This window comes from Providencia sp. R33 (genome assembly GCF_019343475.1).
Taxonomy (GTDB): Bacteria; Pseudomonadota; Gammaproteobacteria; order Enterobacterales; family Enterobacteriaceae; genus Providencia.
Map to the genome: position 1 here is coordinate 4,511,795 of NZ_CP072453.1, position 16,906 is coordinate 4,528,700.

Genomic DNA, 16,906 nt, shown 5'->3' on the forward strand with positions numbered 1-16,906 from the left:
AGCCCTGTTTATGACTTAAAACAGAGCTGCCACCCTATGATGACTAAAGGATTGCACTATGAGCGAATCATTAAAAATTACCCGTAATGGCTCCATTTTGGAAATCGTACTCGATAGGCCTAAAGCGAATGCGATAGATGCAAAAACCAGTTTCAAAATGGGCGAAGTTTTTCTTAACTTTCGGGACGACCCTTCTTTGAGAGTTGCGATTATTACTGGGGCAGGAGAGCGCTTTTTTTCTGCGGGGTGGGATCTAAAATCTGCCGCAGAAGGTGAAGCCCCAGATGCAGACTTTGGCCCCGGCGGTTTTGCTGGCTTAACCGAAATTTTTAATCTCAATAAACCCGTGATTGCGGCAGTGAACGGCTATGCATTTGGTGGTGGTTTTGAGCTCGCATTGGCAGCAGATATGATTATTTGTTCAGAAAATGCCAGTTTTGCGCTGCCTGAAGCTCAATTAGGGATTGTCCCAGACAGTGGTGGTGTTTTACGTCTGCCGAAAATTGTACCAGCACCTATTGTAAATGAAATGGTGATGACAGGAAGGCGCATGGATGCGCAAGAAGCTTTGCGTTGGGGTGTTGCGAATGACGTGGTGCCAATTGAAAAATTGATGGATAGAGCCCGTGAGCTAGCGGAACAAATCACGCAAAGTGCGCCATTGGCGGTTGCGGCATTAAAAGAAATTTTCCGTGCGACAGGGGAGTTGACTATCGAAGAGGGTTACAAATTGATGCGCAGTGGGGTACTAACCAACTACCCAGCGGTTTTACACTCTGAAGATGCGACAGAAGGGCCGTTAGCGTTTGCAGAAAAACGCTCACCAAGCTGGAAAGGCCGCTAGTCTAGTCATCTGAGAGGTTAACTGTGAGCTTTTATTCGTTTGAAGGCGTAAGGCCCGTGGTACACCCAACGGCGTATGTTCATCCCTCTGCGGTTGTGATTGGTGATGTGATTATCAAAGAAGGGGTATTTGTTGGGCCTAATGCGTCACTCAGAGGGGATTATGGGCGCTTAGTGATTGAAAAAGGGGCTAACATTCAGGATTGCTGCATTATGCACGGTTACAGTGATGTAGAAACGGTTGTACAGGAGTGCGGGCATATTGGGCATGGCGCTATTTTACACGGATGTATTATTGGCCGCGATGCGTTAGTCGGCATGAATAGCGTTATTATGGATGGCGCAGTGATTGGTGAAGAAAGTATTGTTGCTGCAATGAGTTTCGTTAAAGCTGGATTTCAAGGTGAACCACGGCAGATGTTAGTGGGAAGCCCTGCGCGATTTCTTCGGCAGGTTAGGGATGAAGAATTGCATTGGAAGCAGCTAAATACAAAAGAGTATCAAGACCTTGCTGGGCGCTATCTTATTGGGCTCGAAGAAACGAAGCCCCTCACTGAAATTGAAATTAATCGACCAAAATTGTTTGGTACCACAGACGTGAAGCCTAAAGGACAATAAATATTGGTCGGAAATAAAAAAACGCGGGTTTAAAAACCTGCGTTTTTTTATTGATATAACACATTAACTATCGGCGCTGTGCTTTGGATAACATCCATTGCCATTTCTGTTCTCTATTCAGTTCACTGGGTGGCATTGAGGCCGCTTTCACGGGGGAATCAATGGTGACTTTTTCCGATTGGTGGTTTCTTAAACGAGAATAAAGTTGGTTATCAATTTTACTCACTTTAATTAAACGCTGGCATTGACACCCACGACCCGAAAGTTTATTCGGGATCATTTTAACTTCACATTGGATTTCAGCCACATCCGATAGAATATAAGAAACAATATTGACAGCATTAGGATGCGGAATATCGAAATTGTTAGATATTTCTCTGGCGGTTGTCCAACGACCTTGCTTCATTACCCAATGTGCTATGGATAAATACAAGGGTTCGTTAATATATTGTCCACACATAAGCGCTCCCAAATCTAATTATTAAAATTGAATAAATAAAGAGAAACTATATGTAAATTGTAGTTGGAATAATGTCATTTATTTTTCAATGATAAATTAAAGAAAAATAATTAATTATTAAAGCCTGGTTAAAATTGTTAAAATAATATAGTCGTTATTAATTTGTTTCACTTTACTTTAAAATAGTTAAGGAATTTATAAACGAATATAAGTCAGAGCCTAAATTGCGCAGTCATACAGTGACAGGGTTCATAATAATAGATTTAAATATAATTTGCATGTGTTTATTTTTGAAAATTACATTCAAAGCAATAATTTTGTTTATATTCTATTTTTGGGTAAAGAGATAAACATTGTTGTTTATAAGCTGATTATATTTGGTTTTTTTATTGGAATGGATGATATTAAATTAATGGGGATATGTGAAAGTTGTTATTTAAAATAAATGTTTTTATAACAAATTAATTTATTACTCAATTTGTGTGTATTTAAAGAATGAGAGTCATTACGTAAAATAATGACTCTCATTCAATAAACGGTTATTTATTCAGGTAGCTTGTGATTGAATTTGCAATGCCTTTGGCATCTAATCCAAGGTCAGTAATTAGCTCTTCTTGGCTACCTTGGGAGATAAAGTAATCTGGCAGGCCAAGGTTTAATACAGGGATTATTTTCTTTTCATGCATTAAAAATTCGTTCACGCCGCTGCCTGCACCACCCATGATGGCATTTTCTTCAAGTGTGACTAACACATCGTGGCTATTTGCCATTTCGAGGATCAATGCTTCATCTAATGGTTTCACAAAGCGCATATCAACAACGGTCGCATTTAATTGCTCTGCGGCTTCAAGAGCGTGAGTCAGTAAAGTACCGAAGCACAGGATAGCCACTTTTTCACCTTGGCGGCGGATAACGCCTTTGCCGATTGGTAATGGTGCTAAAGGCTCGAGCTCAGCCCCTGTCCCCGTACCGCGAGGGTAACGAATAGCACTTGGGCCATCATTATAATGGTAGCCGGTGTGTAGCATCTGGCGGCACTCGTTTTCATCACTCGGAGCCATAATAACCATAGTTGGTATGCAGCGTAGGAATGAAATATCAAAAGACCCTTGGTGAGTTTGCCCATCAGCACCCACTATCCCCGCGCGATCAATCGCAAACATCACGGGAACTTTTTGAATCGCCACATCGTGAATGACTTGGTCATACCCACGTTGTAAGAATGTTGAATAGATAGCCACAATCGGTTTATAACCACCAATGGCTAAACCTGCGGCAAAGGTGACTGCGTGTTGCTCAGCAATCGCGACGTCGAAATATTGGTTCGGGAACTCTTTTGAAAAACGCACCATACCAGAGCCTTCACGCATAGCTGGCGTGATAGCCATCAATTTGTCATCGTCTTTTGCTTCTTCACACAGCCAATCACCAAAAATTTTGGAGAATGTTGGGCCCGTTTCTTTGCTTTTCGGTAACGTAAAGGTACTTGGGTCAAATTTAGGCACAGCATGCCAGCTAATTGGGTCTTTTTCCGCAGGCTCATAACCACGACCTTTTTTCGTCATGATATGCAGGAATTGAGGCCCTTTTAAGTCGCGCATATTTTTCAATGTTTGGGTGAGGGCGACAACATCGTGCCCATCGACAGGGCCAATATAGTTGAAGCCAAGCTCTTCAAACATCGTACCAGGAACCACCATACCTTTGATGTGTTCTTCGGTTTTCTTCAGTAATTCTTTTATCGGTGGCATGTTAGAAAACACTTTCTTGCCACTTTCGCGTAATGTGGTGTACAGCTTGCCAGAAAGCAGGTGAGCCAAATGGTTATTTAGCGCGCCGACATTTTCAGAAATCGACATTTCATTGTCGTTGAGGATCACCAACATGTCAGGTGCAGCATCCCCCGCGTGGTTCATTGCTTCAAATGCCATACCAGCCGTGATTGCACCATCGCCAATCACACACACAGTTTTACGGTTTTGTTTCTCTTTTTCTGCCGCAATGGCCATACCTAAACCGGCACTAATGGATGTTGAGGAATGGCCAACGCTTAAAATGTCATACTCACTTTCATCACGCCAAGGGAATGGATGTAAACCATTTTTTTGGCGAATAGTATCAATGCGGTCACGACGTCCCGTTAATATTTTGTGGGGATACGCTTGGTGGCCTACGTCCCAAACTAGATTATCAAACGGTGTTTTATAGACATAATGCAAGGCAACAGTCAGTTCTACTGCACCAAGACCAGAGGCAAAGTGACCGCTAGAGCGACCCACGCTACTCAGTAAAAATTGTCTGAGTTCATCACAAAGCTTAGGCAAGCTTTCTTTGGGCAGCAGACGAAGCTCATCTGGCGTCTCTGCCAATGCTAGCGTTGGATATTTAGCGATATCAATACTCATTAGGTGCTCACTTATAATTAATCAAAAATACCCTTCATATTTTCAGCGACAGTAAGGGGCTGTATTTTCTTACGCTAACCAGACATAAAAGCCGATGTTTCGCGATTTGTTCTATTAGCCTCTGACCTGTCACATCAAATATTTAAGGTAAAGCCCGTTTTACAGCTTAAACTACGTCGGGTAATCAATGCCGTAATTATCAGTCTTCTTAATGCCTAAAGGCAAAGCATATTGTCAGCTTTTACGCTCAATAATAAAATTAGCTAAAGCACTTAGTATATCTATATTATACCCATGGGATTGGATCGTCTCTAAAGCGTCTATCGCATCATGATATAGCTCACGCGCTTTTTTCTGTGCGGCCTCAAGGCCAAGTAGAGATGGATAGGTACTTTTTTCATGCTCGGCATCCGCGCCTTGGCGCTTGCCCGTTACTGCACTGTCACCAATGACGTCTAGGATATCGTCTTGTACTTGAAAGGCAAGACCAATGGATTCAGCATATTTATCTAAGACTGGTAACAGTTGATGGCCTTTATTGCCCGCGGCATATGCCCCAAGGCGAATTGCCGCACGAATGAGTGCGCCAGTTTTATGTTGATGAATGCGTTCTAATGAAGCAAGGTCAACCCGTTTGCCTTCTGCATCTAGATCAAGGGCTTGGCCACCACACATCCCTGCAAGGCCACTGGCGTATGCTAGCTCAGCTATCATTGCAATACGGTCTTTATCAGAGACATTAGGCATTTTTGCTGATGCAAGTAATTGAAATGCTAAAGTTTGTAAGGCATCCCCCGCTAAAACAGCATTGCCTTCACCATACTTGATATGGCAAGTTGGTTGACCGCGACGCAAATCATCATCATCCATAGCGGGTAAATCATCATGAATCAATGAATAAGCATGAATACATTCAACCGCTGATGCAGGTGCATCAAGGTTTTCTTCACTGACACCCAGCATGGAACCGACTGCGTAAGTTAAAAAGGGGCGTAAACGCTTTCCACCTAATAATGCGCCGTAACGCATCGCATTGGCCAACGGCAGCTCGGCAAAGGGCAGCGAATTTAGCGTATCTAATAGGTATTGGTTAACTCTGTCGTAGGCGTATTTTTGTTGCAGCGCGAAGCTATCTGGAAGTTGTTCAGACATAATTTATTCAGTTTCAGGTGAAAAATCGGCAAGGGGTTTATTTTCATCGTCGCTAAGCAAGATTTGTACGCGCTGCTCGGCTTGTTGCAGTACTTTTTGACCTTGTTTGGCGATTTGAACACCACGCTCGAATTCGTTGAGCGCATCTTCTAATGGAAGGGAGCCAGATTCGAGGCGAGCAACAATTTGCTCCAGCTCTTGAAGTGAATTTTCGAAACTAACCGTTGGAACTTGCTGAGATTTTTCTTTAGCCATGTTGTTTAGCCACTAATGTTAAATCAATATATTTGGGGTATTTTAAATATTTAGCAGACTAACGCAGTCTTGCTACGGTTACAATTTATTATTGGTGTTTTTAGATTCAGTCCGCAAGATAGTGTTATAATACGCCTCTTTATTGACAATTGGTAACGTGCACATGTGTCACTGTTAGATACATTCGTTTGCCCCAACAACCATGAACATGCAGCTATTATGAAGTTTATCATTAAGTTATTCCCAGAAATTACCATTAAAAGCCAAACTGTTAGGCTACGTTTTATTAAAATTTTGACCAGCAATATTCGTAACGTGCTTAAGTCACTTGGCGAAGAAATTTCGGTTGTCCGTAATTGGGATAACATAGAAGTGCGTGTGAAAGGGGAAACGAAGCATGACGAAATTTGTGACATGCTGGGCCGTATTCCCGGTATTCACCATATTCTTGAAGTCGAAGAAAAACCGTTTACCAGTTTGCACCATATCTTTGAAATGGCCCATGAAGCTTACGGTCCATCATTAGAAAATAAAACGTTCTGCGTGCGTGTAAAGCGTCGCGGTAAGCACGAGTTTTCCTCTATTGAAGCCGAGCGCTACATTGGCGGCGGGTTAAATCAACACATTGCTTCTGCGAAAGTGAAGCTTAAAGACCCTGATACCACGGTGCATTTAGAAATTGAAGATGACAAACTCATCTTAGTTAAAGCTCGCATTGAAGGGATTGGCGGCTTCCCAATTGGAACTCAAGAAGACGTTTTATCATTAATTTCAGGTGGTTTTGACTCTGGCGTTTCTAGCTACATGTTAATGCGTCGTGGTTGCCGTGTGCATTATTGTTTCTTCAATTTAGGGGGCGCAGCCCATGAAATTGGTGTGAAACAAATTGCTCACTATTTATGGAACCGCTTTGGTAGCTCTCATAAAGTTCGCTTTATTGCCGTTAATTTTGAACCCGTTGTCGCGGAAATTTTAGAAAAAGTTGACGATGGCCAAATGGGTGTCGTATTAAAACGTATGATGGTGCGTGCAGCGTCTAAAGTTGCAGAGCGTTATGGCGTGCAAGCGATTGTGACGGGTGAAGCGCTTGGGCAAGTTTCCAGCCAAACCTTAACAAACTTACGTTTGATTGATAATGCGTCTGATACCTTAGTATTAAGGCCGCTGATATCCCATGATAAAGAACACATTATTAAACTGGCTCGCCAAATTGGTACTGAAGATTTCGCGAAAACCATGCCGGAATATTGTGGTGTGATTTCGAAAAGCCCAACGGTGAAAGCGGTCAAAGCGCGTATCGAAGCAGAAGAAGAAAACTTTGACTTTGGTATTTTAGAGTCTGTTGTTGAGCAGGCACAAAATATTGATATTCGCCAAATCGCGCAAGAAAGTCTGGAGAAAGTCCCTGAGATTGAAATGGTCAGTGAGCTTTCAGCAGAAAACGAAGTGATTGTGGATATTCGCTCTATTGATGAGTTCGAAGATAAGCCTTTAAAAGTTGAAGGTATAGAAATCAAACATATCCCATTCTACAAACTCAGCACACAATTTGGTGACTTACCAAAAGATAAAACCTATCTATTATATTGTGACCGTGGGGTAATGAGCCGTTTACAGGCGCTGTACCTTAAAGAGCAAGGATTTGATAATATTAAGGTTTATCGCCCATAAATTAAAGTAGGGTGCTTGTACCATCCAAAACTAATCAAAGAGAAATGTGGGGGAAATAACTCCCCCACAAGACTACTTACCGCACGATAAAGTAGCTTGAACCAGAGTGTTTCCGCTACTGATGCTTAACGAACATAACCTTTCTTGCATCATGCCTGAAAAACTCAATACCGTAAGACACACGGTAATTAACCCTACAAGGGCAAATTTGGCCATTCCTCTTGACTCCTTTTCTAAAAGGAGACAGAATCAAACTGTTTGGTTTTGAGACTGCCTCGGATTAAGATTAACATCTAAATTCGGGGCTTTTATCTTTTTGGCTCTTGCTCATGCTTGAACCAAAAATGATCCAAGCACCCGTCGCAATCATAACAAAAAGCCGTGAGCGTCAAAGGCTTTTCTTGTCATTATTTGTAAAATAAATTCTTTTAATTCAAGGTGTTAATTGGTTTTTTATCAATCATTCATGGTGGGTATGAGTCTAGAGTTTATCTTCCAAATAGTCGTTAATTCTATTGGGAAAAACCAATGATAGTGGTATGCCATATGAGTGATAAATAAGGTAGGGTGCTTGTACCATCCAAACCAATCAAAGAGAAATGTGGGGGAGATAACTCCCCCACAAGACTACTTACCGCACGATAAAGTAGCTTGAACCAGAGTGTTTCCGCTACTGATGCTTAACGAACATAACCTTTCTTGCATCATGCCTGAAAAACTCAATACCGTAAGACACACGGTAATTAACCCTACAAGGGCAATTTTGGCCATTCCTCTTGACTCCTTTTCTAAAAGGAGACAGAATCAAACTGTTAGGTTTTTGAGACTGCCTCGGATTAAGATTAACATCTAAATTCGGGGCTTTTATCTTTTTGGCTCTTGCTCATGCTTGAACCAAAAATGATCCAAGCACCCGTCGCAATCATAACAAAAAGTCGTGAGCGTCAAAGGCTTTTCTTGTCATTATTTGTAAAATAAATTCTTTTAATTCAGTGTGTTAATTGATTTTTCATCAACCATTCATTGTGGGTATGAGTCGAGGGTTTATCTTCCAAATAGTCGTTAATTCTATTGGGAAAAACCAATGATAGTGGTATGTCATATGAGTGATAAATAAGGTAGGGTGCTTGTACCATCCAAACCAATCAAAGAGAAATGTGGGGGAGATAACTCCCCCACAAGACTACTTACCGCACGATAAAGTAGCTTGAACCAGAGTGTTTCCGCTACTGATGCTTAACGAACATAACCTTTCTTGCATCATGCCTGAAAAACTCAATACCGTAAGACACACGGTAATTAACCCTACAAGGGCAATTTTGGCCATTCCTCTTGACTCCTTTTCTAAAAGGAGACAGAATCAAACTGTTTGGGTTTTGAGACTGCCTCGGATTAAGATTAACATCTAAATTCGGGGCTTTTATCTTTTTGGCTCTTGCTCATGCTTGAACCAAAAATGATCCAAGCACCCGTCGCAATCATAACAAAAAGTCGGGAGCGTCAAAGGCTTTTCTTGTCATTATTTGTAAAATAAATTATTTTAATTCAGTATGTTAATTGATTTTTCATCAATCATTCATTGTGGGTATGAGTCGAGGGTTTATCTTCCAAATAGTCGTTAATTCCATTCGGTAAAACTAGCTGTCCGGCAACCATTCCTGCCGTTTCTCGACCGACTAATAACTCGATAAGCTTCAAGGCAAAATCAAAGGACGTAGCGGGCCCTTGGCTTGTCAGCAAATTGACGCGTTCATCAAAGTAAACACGGCGATCTACCCACTTTTCGGCTGGGATTTGATTTTTCATCGTTGGGTAACCCGTCATATTTCCTAGTGGAAATAGCTGGTGATATTCTAAAACGACGGCGGGGGCAGCGCAGATAGCTGCAACAATTTTACCATCAAGGTGCATGCGGCGTACTTTTTCAACCACTAATGGGCTATCACGAAATGTTTCAGCACCTTGAATGCCACCTGGAAGGACGATGGCATCAAAAGGCTCATCTGCAACCTTAATAAGTGCAGTATCTGCGATGAGTTTCATACCGCGTGAAGCTGTAATTTGCAGGGAGCCGTCTTCATTGGTGCTGGCAAGAGTGACTTGAATACCTGCTCTGACTAATAAATCTGCTGTGGTAACAGTTTCAATTTCTTCACTACCATGGGTGATGCAAATTAGAACGGAAGTCGTCATATTGTTGTTCTCTATTTTTGACTAAATGATATAAACGGTCATTTTCAGGAGTGCTTAAGCCATGAGCTCTGGCTTGCTTAATTAAAAATCCAGTTATGTAATCAATTTCAGTACGGCGATTATTGCGAATATCCTGCAACATGGATGAGTAGTTATTGGCGGTATTTTGAATGATGCCAGCAATATACTCAGTTAGCTCTGTTTTATCGGTATGTAACCCTTCCGCTGCCATCACGCGGCAGATTTCATCAATAATCCGTGAAATTTGTTCAGTGTGGTGCACTAATTCACCATTCTTACAATCGTGTTCCACAGTTAGTGGGTTGATGGCGCAATTAGCGATTAGTTTTCGCCAACAGGTCGTCAAAATCTGACTGTGCCAAGCAACGTCAGGAAGCGCTTCATGTAGGATATCTGCAATAGGGTAATAAGCTTGTGCTTGTGAATTGATAGCCCCAATGTGTGTCATTCCGTGAGCAACATGAAATACTTGGTTGTTTTCTTGCCAAGCGGCATGGGTTGTCACACCTGCTAAAATGGGGTGTCGTAAAGGCGCCAATTCTTCTATTGTCCCCATTCCATTATGGAGCAGTAAAATCGGTGTTTTTTCAGGAATATTGCTAAGTAGAGGCAATAAAGCATCGGAAACTTGCCATGCTTTTAGGCAGACAATGACTAGTTCGCTGGTTTGTAGGTGATGGATATTATTGCAGGGAATGAGTTCGCGAAAAGTACGTCCATCAGGCTCATTCACATCGACAAACAAATCGGGCTGAGCCACACGCAGCCAGCCTTGAATATCATGGCCTTGTAAGGTGAGCGCAGCAAGCCACAGCTTACCGATAGCACCACAACCGATCAGGGTTATTTTCATAGTGTCCCTCTGAAATATGTGCTCTAACACCTTGTCATCTCTGACATTGGCTATCTAACCAGTATATACCTTAGTGTGGGGTAATTATAGCGTAGGGAAGGGGAGATGCCCTCATAACTTGAAGTACAGTGGCTAAAAACGTTATTATGCACCTAACAAAAAATATCCTTAGAGGTCTGAACAATGCCATCATTTGATATTGTGTCTGAAGTTGAAATGAATGAAGTGCGTAATGCGGTAGAAAATGCGCAGCGCGAGTTAACAAGCCGCTGGGACTTTAAAAATGTCGAAGCGAGTTTTGAGCTGAACGATAAAAATGAATCAGTGAAAATTACCAGTGAATCTGATTTCCAAGTTCTTCAATTGGTTGATATTTTAAGAGAAAAAATGGCAAAGCGCGGTATTGATGGCGCGGTGCTAAATGTTCCTGACGATATTGTTCATAGCGGGAAAACCTACAGCGTTGAAGTGACGTTCAAACAGGGCATCGATGCGGCGATTGCTAAAAAAATTATTAAGTTAATCAAAGATAGCAAGCTGAAAGTTCAAGCGCAAATTCAGGGTGACCAAGTGCGTGTGACGGGCAAAGCGCGTGATGACTTACAATCGGTCATGGCATTAGTTCGTGGCGGAAACTTAGGTCAGCCTTTCCAATTTAATAACTTCCGTGATTAATCACGGCGAGTAAGTTATCAATAAAAATAGGCCTGCATTTTGCAGGCCTCAGACTGCAGACAAACCGATTAGGTTTGGCCGCAGGTTGGATAGGTTTTGAAAATAAGCTAGGAAAATCAATTTATTGATTTTCGGCTGATAACACAAAGCAGGAAAAACCACGCTTTTATCCTGCTTTGTCAACAACCACAGGCCTGCATTTTGCAGGCCTATTTTTTTATTGCTGAATAATGGCTTCCAGTTGCTCGCGATTAATGATTTTCCGATCAACTTTAACGTAGACACTGAGTTCTTCATCGACAACCAAGGCTTCCATGACACCATTTTGAGCTCGTAGCTTTTGCTCCAGGGCCTGAGTGTTTTTTAGGTGTGCAGGTAATTCGATGCGAATGCTGCTGACGTATGGCGGTTGTTTCATGGTTAAACTAACGACAAACCAAAGGATTGTCAGGATCAACCCACCAATAAAGACGGTATCTGCCCCTTCGAAGTTATATAACCATCCACCGACAATCCCCCCAAGGGCAACACCTAAAAATTGACTGGTGGAATAAACCCCCATCGCGGTTCCTTTATAGCCCGCAGGTGCTTCCTTGCTAATCAACGATGGCAAAATGGCTTCCATAATATTGAAACCAATAAAAAAGAGCTGCAAGCCAAGGATGATGACCCATAATTGGCTACCAGAGAACCACAATGTGATTTCTGCAACTGCTAAAAGCACGACGCAGAACAGGAAGACTTGCTTCATTTTGCGGTATTTTTCTGCGTAGATAATAAAAGGCAAAACCGCAACAAAGGAAATTAGCATGGTGACTAAATAGGCTTTCCAATGATCTTGGGCGAGAAAACCCGCTTTTGTCATGATAAGGGGCAGGGCAACAAAGCTCGACATCAGCAAAGTATGCAGGCACAAAATACCAATATTTAATTTTAGCAATTGAGGCTGGGCTAAAACCGTTTTTAAATTGCCTTTCACAAAGGCAGATTCACGGTTCAATATATGGGTGTTGGTGTTTGGTACTACAAAAATGGTGAGTGCAATCGCACCAACAGCAAGCAGGGCTATTCCCCAAAATAAACCATTTAACCCAATTAGATGGGTAATGATAGGGCCTAAAACAAGCGCAATCGCGAAAGTTAGCCCAAAGCTTATGCCTAAAAATGCCATTGCTTTAGTACGGTTTTGTTCACGGGTTAAATCAGACAGTAACGCCATTACTGCAGCGGATATCGCACCAGCACCTTGCAATGCGCGGCCAATAATAATGCCCCAAATGGAGTCACTGAGCGCCGCAACGATACTCCCAATAATAAAAATGATTAACCCAATAACAATAAGTGGCTTACGACCGATTTTGTCTGACATCAAACCAAAAGGGATCTGAAAAAGTGCCTGGCTCAGACCATAAATACCAATGGCAACGCCCACTAAAAATTCATTTGCCCCTTGTAGGTGCATTCCGTAGCTAGTCAAAATGGGTAAAACCATAAACATGCCAAGCATTCGCAAGGAGAAAACAGAGCCTAATCCCCATGTGGATCTAAGCTCTGCGGATGTCATTTTGTTATCGTTCATTTTTATTCGTCATATTTCAAGCTGTAGCTGTGTTGGCTTCGTTCGGCCACACAGGTCACATACTTATGTATGCTCCCTGCGATGTCCTCACTTTGCCGCCTTGCTACAACTCGAACTATTTTGAATTTTTATGGGAAGACATTTCTCTTTAATTTTTAAATTCAATGAGTTGTAGCTTTTAATAGTGCATTTTATATCTAGCTTATAATAGCAAGGGGCTATTTAACCATAAAATAGATTCATAAGGATAGGCGGAATACGTAAAAGTGAGTTGTAAAAGCAATTAGAGATAAATAAAAACGGCGGGGAAAGCCCGCCGTTTAGACATTGTTATCATCAGAGAACAGATAGGTTATCTGACGAGAGCTATAACAGTATCGCTTGAAACTGTAGGATCAACAGACATCATTACACTCAATGCAGTAATTGCTACGATTGAGAAAATGAATAGTTTTCTTGCCCAGACGCGGTCGTCGTTTTCAGTTTTGAAACCTGAAATCGCCATACCCAGCCACCACAAGCTAACTGCTGCACCTACGACCAAATACTTATAGCCCGCGTATCCGCTGATAGCTAACATTAACGTTGCAACCATAAACGCAAGGATATACAGGAAGATATGTGTCTTAGCGACAGAAATTCCTTTAATCACCGGTAACACAGGAATGTTCGCGGCTTTGTAATCCTTAAAGCGGAAAATGGCAATGGCATACGAGTGAGGCATCTGCCACAAACTGAAAATTAATAACAGGATCAGAGCCCCAGTATCAAATTCATTTGTGACAGCGCAGTAACCGATAACTGGTGGTGCTGCGCCAGACAGGCTGCCAATTAGCGTGCCATAGACTGACTTACGTTTCATATATAGGCTATAAACGCCCACATAAACAATGAAACCGATGACTGCAAGTAGCATTGCCAAGGCATTGGCTGCTACGAGTAGCAGCACCATACCAGCAATACCTAATGCAGCGGCGTAAATCAGGCTAACTTTCGGGTCAATCAGCCCTTTAACTAAAGGGCGATTCTTAGTTCTTTCCATGATACGGTCGATATCACGGTCGATGTAGTTGTTAAAAACACAACCAGAAGCCACGACCAGTGATACACCCAGCAAAGTCGCAACGAACAGCGGGTAGTCAATTGACCCTTTTGAAGCCAAGAGAAAACCGCCGATCACAGAAATCAAGTTTCCGAATATAATTCCTGGTTTGGTCACTTGCAGGTATTGCTTAAACATATCGGCAACTCTTTAGTCGAGCATCATATTGATGTTCAGGTTGTACATAATCCACAGCGAGCCGACAACAACGATGCCGACAATAAGCATGGTGAACAGAAATGCAACCAAGTTCCAACGCTCATCAGATGAGGTATTCATATGTAAGAAACATACTAAGTGAACGAAGATTTGCACGACTGCCATACCCACAACAGTCCAAAGGATTGTTGCCGTCGTCGCAGTGCCTTCCATCACCATCCAGAACGGTATAACCGTTAGGATGACTGACAGAATAAAGCCAATCAGGTATGTCTTAACGCTACCGTGGCTTGCTCCAGTGTGAGCATCTTTTGCATGACTCATTTAAATAGCCCCCAGAAGATAAACAACGGTAAATACACAGATCCAAACCACGTCTAAGAAGTGCCAGAACAGGCTCAGGCAGTTCAAACGTGTTTTGTTAACATCAGTCAGGCCACGACGAGTGACTTGAATCATCATGATGACAATCCAGATCAGACCCGCAGAAACGTGCAGGCCGTGCGTTGCAACCAGTGCAAAGAAGCCAGATAAGAAACCACTACGGTCAGGGCCAAAGCCTTCTGCAATCAGTTCGTGGAACTCATAGACTTCCATGATAACGAAGCCAAGACCTAACAGGAATGTCGCGAACAGCCATAAGTTAACCGCAGCGATTTTTCCTTTATGCATCGCAATCATAGCGAAGCCGTAAGTGATACTACTTACTAACAGTAAGAAGGTTTCGCCTAATACGAACTTCAGACTGAAGATATCTTTACCAGCAGGACCGCCAGCAGTTCCATCGGCCAAAACAACATAGGTTGCAAACAAACAAGCAAACAGAATCAAGTCGCTCATGATATAGAGCCAGAAACCGAATACTTTCGTGCCACCTGCATCGTGGTGCCCATGCTCTGCATGGGCGATATTTTGGTTAGTCATTGTATTAGTTGACATCGTTCACACCTGCCTTACGCAATTCTTCAAAGTGCTTATTCTCGATTTCTTCGATTTCAGCCACAGGTACGTAGTAATCAACATCTTCGTCGAAGCTTTTTGCAATCCAAGTTACGATCATTCCACCGAAACCAACGATTGCGAGCCACCAGATGTGCCAGATCATTGCGAAACCTAAAACCAAGCTAAATGCTGCGATGATTACGCCAGCGCCGGTATTTTTCGGCATATGAATTTCTTCATATGAAGTTGGTTTCTTATGAGCAAGACCTTTTTCTTTCAGATCCCACCAAGCATCACGAGTTTGAACGTGTGGCTCAATCGCAAAGTTATAGAACGGTGGTGGTGAAGAAGTTGCCCACTCAAGTGTACGTCCACCCCATGGATCTCCCGTTAAATCACGGTTTTCATGGCGGTCTCGAATACTCACAATGATTTGGATAACTTGGCATGCAATACCAATTGCGATTAACGCAGCACCAAATGCAGCCGCAACTAACATTGAGTGATAAGCAGGGTCAATATTCTGGCTTAAACGACGGGTCATACCCATAAAGCCCAGAATATATAATGGCATGAATGCTAAGAAGAAACCGATGATCCAGAACCAGAATGCGCGGACACCCCATTTCTCATTTAACGTAAAGCCGTAAGCTTTCGGGAACCAGTAAGTCATACCAGCGAAACATCCGAATACCACACCACCAATGATAACGTTATGGAAGTGAGCAATCAGGAATAAGCTGTTGTGCAGAACGAAGTTCGCACCTGGTACGGCTAACAGAACACCCGTCATACCACCCACAGAGAAGGTGATGATGAAACCGATAGTCCATAGCATCGGTGATTTAAACTCGATGCGGCCTTGGTACATCGTAAACAACCAGTTGAAGATCTTAACCCCTGTTGGGATTGCGATAATCATAGTGGCGATACCGAAGAAGGCGTTGACGTTCGCGCCAGAACCCATCGTAAAGAAGTGGTGCAGCCATACGATGAAGGACATAACGGTGATAACGATTGTCGCCCAAACTAATGAGGTATAACCGAATAAACGTTTTTTCGAGAAGGTTGCTGCGACTTCAGAGAATACACCAAACACAGGCAGAACAAGGATATACACCTCAGGGTGACCCCATGCCCAAATCAGGTTGATGTACATCATCATGTTGCCGCCCATATCGTTAGTGAAGAAATGGGTACCTAAATAACGGTCTAACGTCAGAAGCGTCAGTGTGACGGTTAAAATAGGGAAAGCAGCAACAATCAATACGTTAGTACATAACGCAGCCCAGCTGAATACAGGCATTTTCATCATCGACATACCCGGCGTACGCATACGGATAATCGTGGCGATGAAGTTAACCCCTGTTAATAACGTACCAATACCGGATATCTGAAGACTCCAGAGCCAGTAATCGACCCCAACCCCCGGATTATACTCCAAGCCCGATAATGGTGGATAAGCTAACCAACCTGTCTGTGCGAATTCACCTACCCCTAAAGAGATGTTGATTAAGACAACACCGACTACAAAGAACCAGAAGCTCAATGAGTTAAGGAATGGGAAGGCAACGTCGCGTGCACCAATTTGTAGAGGTACAACGAGGTTCATCAGACCGACAACAAATGGGGTTGCCATGAAGAAAATCATGATAACGCCGTGCGCGGTAAAGATTTGGTCATAGTGATGAGGGTTTAAGAAGCCCTCTTGGCCAGCAGAAGCAAGAACTTGCTGACCACGCATCATGACAGCATCCGCGAAACCACGGAACAACATGACCATCGCAACAATGATGTACATGACACCAATTTTTTTATGGTCAACCGAGGTTAACCACTCTTTCCACAGCCATTTCCATTTACCGAAATAGGAGATCACACCGACTAAGCCAAGCCCACCAAGGACAATAGCAATCAGTGTGACAACGATGATCGGCTCATGGAGCGGAACTGCATCTAGTGTTAATTTTCCGAACAT

General features: G+C 42.6%; 18 protein-coding genes. 4 read left to right on the plus strand and 14 right to left on the minus strand.

Annotated elements, in window-relative coordinates:
- Nucleotides 1–58: 58 nt before the first annotated feature.
- Both caiD and caiE read left to right on the plus strand, forming a co-directional pair.
- Complete coding sequence (gene caiD / locus J6836_RS20900; protein ID WP_219245738.1) at nucleotides 59–844, plus strand: crotonobetainyl-CoA hydratase; 786 nt, start codon at nucleotides 59–61, stop codon at nucleotides 842–844.
- Between the two features lie 23 nt (nucleotides 845–867).
- Entirely contained in the window at nucleotides 868–1,461 is a 594-nt protein-coding gene (caiE, locus tag J6836_RS20905; protein ID WP_219245739.1) for a carnitine operon protein CaiE, read from the plus strand.
- A gap of 67 nt (nucleotides 1,462–1,528) precedes the next feature.
- On the opposite strand, the gene caiF is transcribed toward caiE, so the two are convergent.
- The 4 genes from caiF to xseB all read right to left on the minus strand — a co-directional run bounded on the left by caiF (nucleotide 1,529) and on the right by xseB (nucleotide 5,733).
- A complete protein-coding gene (caiF, locus tag J6836_RS20910) occupies nucleotides 1,529–1,921 on the minus strand; it encodes a carnitine metabolism transcriptional regulator CaiF (protein WP_206084583.1) in 393 nt (130 codons plus the stop codon).
- A gap of 539 nt (nucleotides 1,922–2,460) precedes the next feature.
- Entirely contained in the window at nucleotides 2,461–4,326 is a 1,866-nt protein-coding gene (gene dxs, locus J6836_RS20915) for a 1-deoxy-D-xylulose-5-phosphate synthase (RefSeq protein ID WP_219245740.1), read from the minus strand.
- A gap of 234 nt (nucleotides 4,327–4,560) precedes the next feature.
- Nucleotides 4,561–5,478 (minus strand): (2E,6E)-farnesyl diphosphate synthase, encoded by a 918-nt coding sequence (gene ispA, locus J6836_RS20920; protein WP_219245741.1) that lies wholly within the window; start codon nucleotides 5,476–5,478, stop codon nucleotides 4,561–4,563.
- 3 nt (nucleotides 5,479–5,481) lie between these two features.
- The gene (gene xseB, locus J6836_RS20925; protein ID WP_219245742.1) at nucleotides 5,482–5,733 is read right to left on the minus strand and encodes an exodeoxyribonuclease VII small subunit; all 252 of its coding nucleotides are present in this window, start codon (nucleotides 5,731–5,733) and stop codon (nucleotides 5,482–5,484) included.
- Nucleotides 5,734–5,952: 219 nt separating this feature from the next.
- On the opposite strand from xseB, the gene thiI reads away from it, so the two are divergent.
- Nucleotides 5,953–7,404 carry a tRNA uracil 4-sulfurtransferase ThiI gene (gene thiI, locus J6836_RS20930; RefSeq protein WP_219245743.1) on the plus strand — a complete coding sequence of 484 codons (1,452 nt, stop codon included), beginning with the start codon at nucleotides 5,953–5,955 and terminating at the stop codon, nucleotides 7,402–7,404.
- 72 nt (nucleotides 7,405–7,476) lie between these two features.
- Here the strand turns inward: thiI and J6836_RS20935 are convergent, their stop codons facing one another.
- The 5 genes from J6836_RS20935 to panE form a co-directional block, all read right to left on the minus strand.
- Nucleotides 7,477–7,620, minus strand: coding sequence for a Hok/Gef family protein (locus J6836_RS20935; RefSeq protein ID WP_219245744.1), 144 nt, complete (start codon nucleotides 7,618–7,620; stop codon nucleotides 7,477–7,479).
- A gap of 411 nt (nucleotides 7,621–8,031) precedes the next feature.
- Nucleotides 8,032–8,175 (minus strand): Hok/Gef family protein, encoded by a 144-nt coding sequence (locus J6836_RS20940; RefSeq protein ID WP_206084588.1) that lies wholly within the window; start codon nucleotides 8,173–8,175, stop codon nucleotides 8,032–8,034.
- A 412-nt stretch (nucleotides 8,176–8,587) separates the two neighbouring features.
- On the minus strand, nucleotides 8,588–8,731 hold the full coding sequence (locus J6836_RS20945; protein WP_206084588.1) for a Hok/Gef family protein: 144 nt from the start codon (nucleotides 8,729–8,731) through the stop codon (nucleotides 8,588–8,590).
- A 245-nt stretch (nucleotides 8,732–8,976) separates the two neighbouring features.
- Nucleotides 8,977–9,597 carry a protein deglycase YajL gene (yajL, locus tag J6836_RS20950; RefSeq protein WP_219245745.1) on the minus strand — a complete coding sequence of 207 codons (621 nt, stop codon included), beginning with the start codon at nucleotides 9,595–9,597 and terminating at the stop codon, nucleotides 8,977–8,979.
- Nucleotides 9,560–10,471 carry a 2-dehydropantoate 2-reductase gene (panE, locus tag J6836_RS20955; protein WP_219245746.1) on the minus strand — a complete coding sequence of 304 codons (912 nt, stop codon included), beginning with the start codon at nucleotides 10,469–10,471 and terminating at the stop codon, nucleotides 9,560–9,562. The genes yajL and panE overlap by 38 nt, the downstream gene beginning before the upstream one ends.
- Nucleotides 10,472–10,654: 183 nt before the next feature.
- On the opposite strand from panE, the gene J6836_RS20960 reads away from it, so the two are divergent.
- Nucleotides 10,655–11,146 carry a YajQ family cyclic di-GMP-binding protein gene (locus tag J6836_RS20960; protein WP_042846924.1) on the plus strand — a complete coding sequence of 164 codons (492 nt, stop codon included), beginning with the start codon at nucleotides 10,655–10,657 and terminating at the stop codon, nucleotides 11,144–11,146.
- A 217-nt stretch (nucleotides 11,147–11,363) separates the two neighbouring features.
- On the opposite strand, the gene J6836_RS20965 is transcribed toward J6836_RS20960, so the two are convergent.
- The 5 genes from J6836_RS20965 to cyoB all read right to left on the minus strand — a co-directional run bounded on the left by J6836_RS20965 (nucleotide 11,364) and on the right by cyoB (nucleotide 16,906).
- Nucleotides 11,364–12,725, minus strand: a complete 1,362-nt coding sequence (locus tag J6836_RS20965) for an MFS transporter (protein ID WP_219245747.1) — start codon at nucleotides 12,723–12,725, stop codon at nucleotides 11,364–11,366.
- A 352-nt stretch (nucleotides 12,726–13,077) separates the two neighbouring features.
- Nucleotides 13,078–13,965 (minus strand): heme o synthase, encoded by an 888-nt coding sequence (gene cyoE / locus J6836_RS20970; protein ID WP_219245748.1) that lies wholly within the window; start codon nucleotides 13,963–13,965, stop codon nucleotides 13,078–13,080.
- A 12-nt stretch (nucleotides 13,966–13,977) separates the two neighbouring features.
- Entirely contained in the window at nucleotides 13,978–14,310 is a 333-nt protein-coding gene (locus tag J6836_RS20975; RefSeq protein WP_219245749.1) for a cytochrome o ubiquinol oxidase subunit IV, read from the minus strand.
- Nucleotides 14,311–14,925, minus strand: coding sequence for a cytochrome o ubiquinol oxidase subunit III (locus tag J6836_RS20980; RefSeq protein WP_219245750.1), 615 nt, complete (start codon nucleotides 14,923–14,925; stop codon nucleotides 14,311–14,313).
- Nucleotides 14,915–16,906 (minus strand): cytochrome o ubiquinol oxidase subunit I, encoded by a 1,992-nt coding sequence (gene cyoB, locus J6836_RS20985; protein ID WP_219245751.1) that lies wholly within the window; start codon nucleotides 16,904–16,906, stop codon nucleotides 14,915–14,917. Before cyoB ends, J6836_RS20980 begins: the two co-directional genes overlap by 11 nt.

Bases quoted from the DNA above. Each gene is read 5' to 3' on its own strand.
- dxs (WP_219245740.1), bottom strand. From the start codon at position 4,326: ATGAGTATTGATATCGCTAAATATCCAACGCTAGCATTGGCAGAGACG.
- J6836_RS20975 (WP_219245749.1), bottom strand. From the start codon at position 14,310: ATGAGTCATGCAAAAGATGCTCACACTGGAGCAAGCCACGGTAGCGTT.
- caiD (WP_219245738.1), top strand. From the start codon at position 59: ATGAGCGAATCATTAAAAATTACCCGTAATGGCTCCATTTTGGAAATC.
- panE (WP_219245746.1), bottom strand. From the start codon at position 10,471: ATGAAAATAACCCTGATCGGTTGTGGTGCTATCGGTAAGCTGTGGCTT.
- J6836_RS20980 (WP_219245750.1), bottom strand. From the start codon at position 14,925: ATGTCAACTAATACAATGACTAACCAAAATATCGCCCATGCAGAGCAT.
- J6836_RS20960 (WP_042846924.1), top strand. From the start codon at position 10,655: ATGCCATCATTTGATATTGTGTCTGAAGTTGAAATGAATGAAGTGCGT.
- J6836_RS20940 (WP_206084588.1), bottom strand. From the start codon at position 8,175: ATGGCCAAAATTGCCCTTGTAGGGTTAATTACCGTGTGTCTTACGGTA.
- caiF (WP_206084583.1), bottom strand. From the start codon at position 1,921: ATGTGTGGACAATATATTAACGAACCCTTGTATTTATCCATAGCACAT.
- cyoB (WP_219245751.1), bottom strand. From the start codon at position 16,906: ATGTTCGGAAAATTAACACTAGATGCAGTTCCGCTCCATGAGCCGATC.
- yajL (WP_219245745.1), bottom strand. From the start codon at position 9,597: ATGACGACTTCCGTTCTAATTTGCATCACCCATGGTAGTGAAGAAATT.
- thiI (WP_219245743.1), top strand. From the start codon at position 5,953: ATGAAGTTTATCATTAAGTTATTCCCAGAAATTACCATTAAAAGCCAA.
- J6836_RS20935 (WP_219245744.1), bottom strand. From the start codon at position 7,620: ATGGCCAAATTTGCCCTTGTAGGGTTAATTACCGTGTGTCTTACGGTA.
- J6836_RS20945 (WP_206084588.1), bottom strand. From the start codon at position 8,731: ATGGCCAAAATTGCCCTTGTAGGGTTAATTACCGTGTGTCTTACGGTA.
- ispA (WP_219245741.1), bottom strand. From the start codon at position 5,478: ATGTCTGAACAACTTCCAGATAGCTTCGCGCTGCAACAAAAATACGCC.
- cyoE (WP_219245748.1), bottom strand. From the start codon at position 13,965: ATGTTTAAGCAATACCTGCAAGTGACCAAACCAGGAATTATATTCGGA.
- J6836_RS20965 (WP_219245747.1), bottom strand. From the start codon at position 12,725: ATGAACGATAACAAAATGACATCCGCAGAGCTTAGATCCACATGGGGA.
- xseB (WP_219245742.1), bottom strand. From the start codon at position 5,733: ATGGCTAAAGAAAAATCTCAGCAAGTTCCAACGGTTAGTTTCGAAAAT.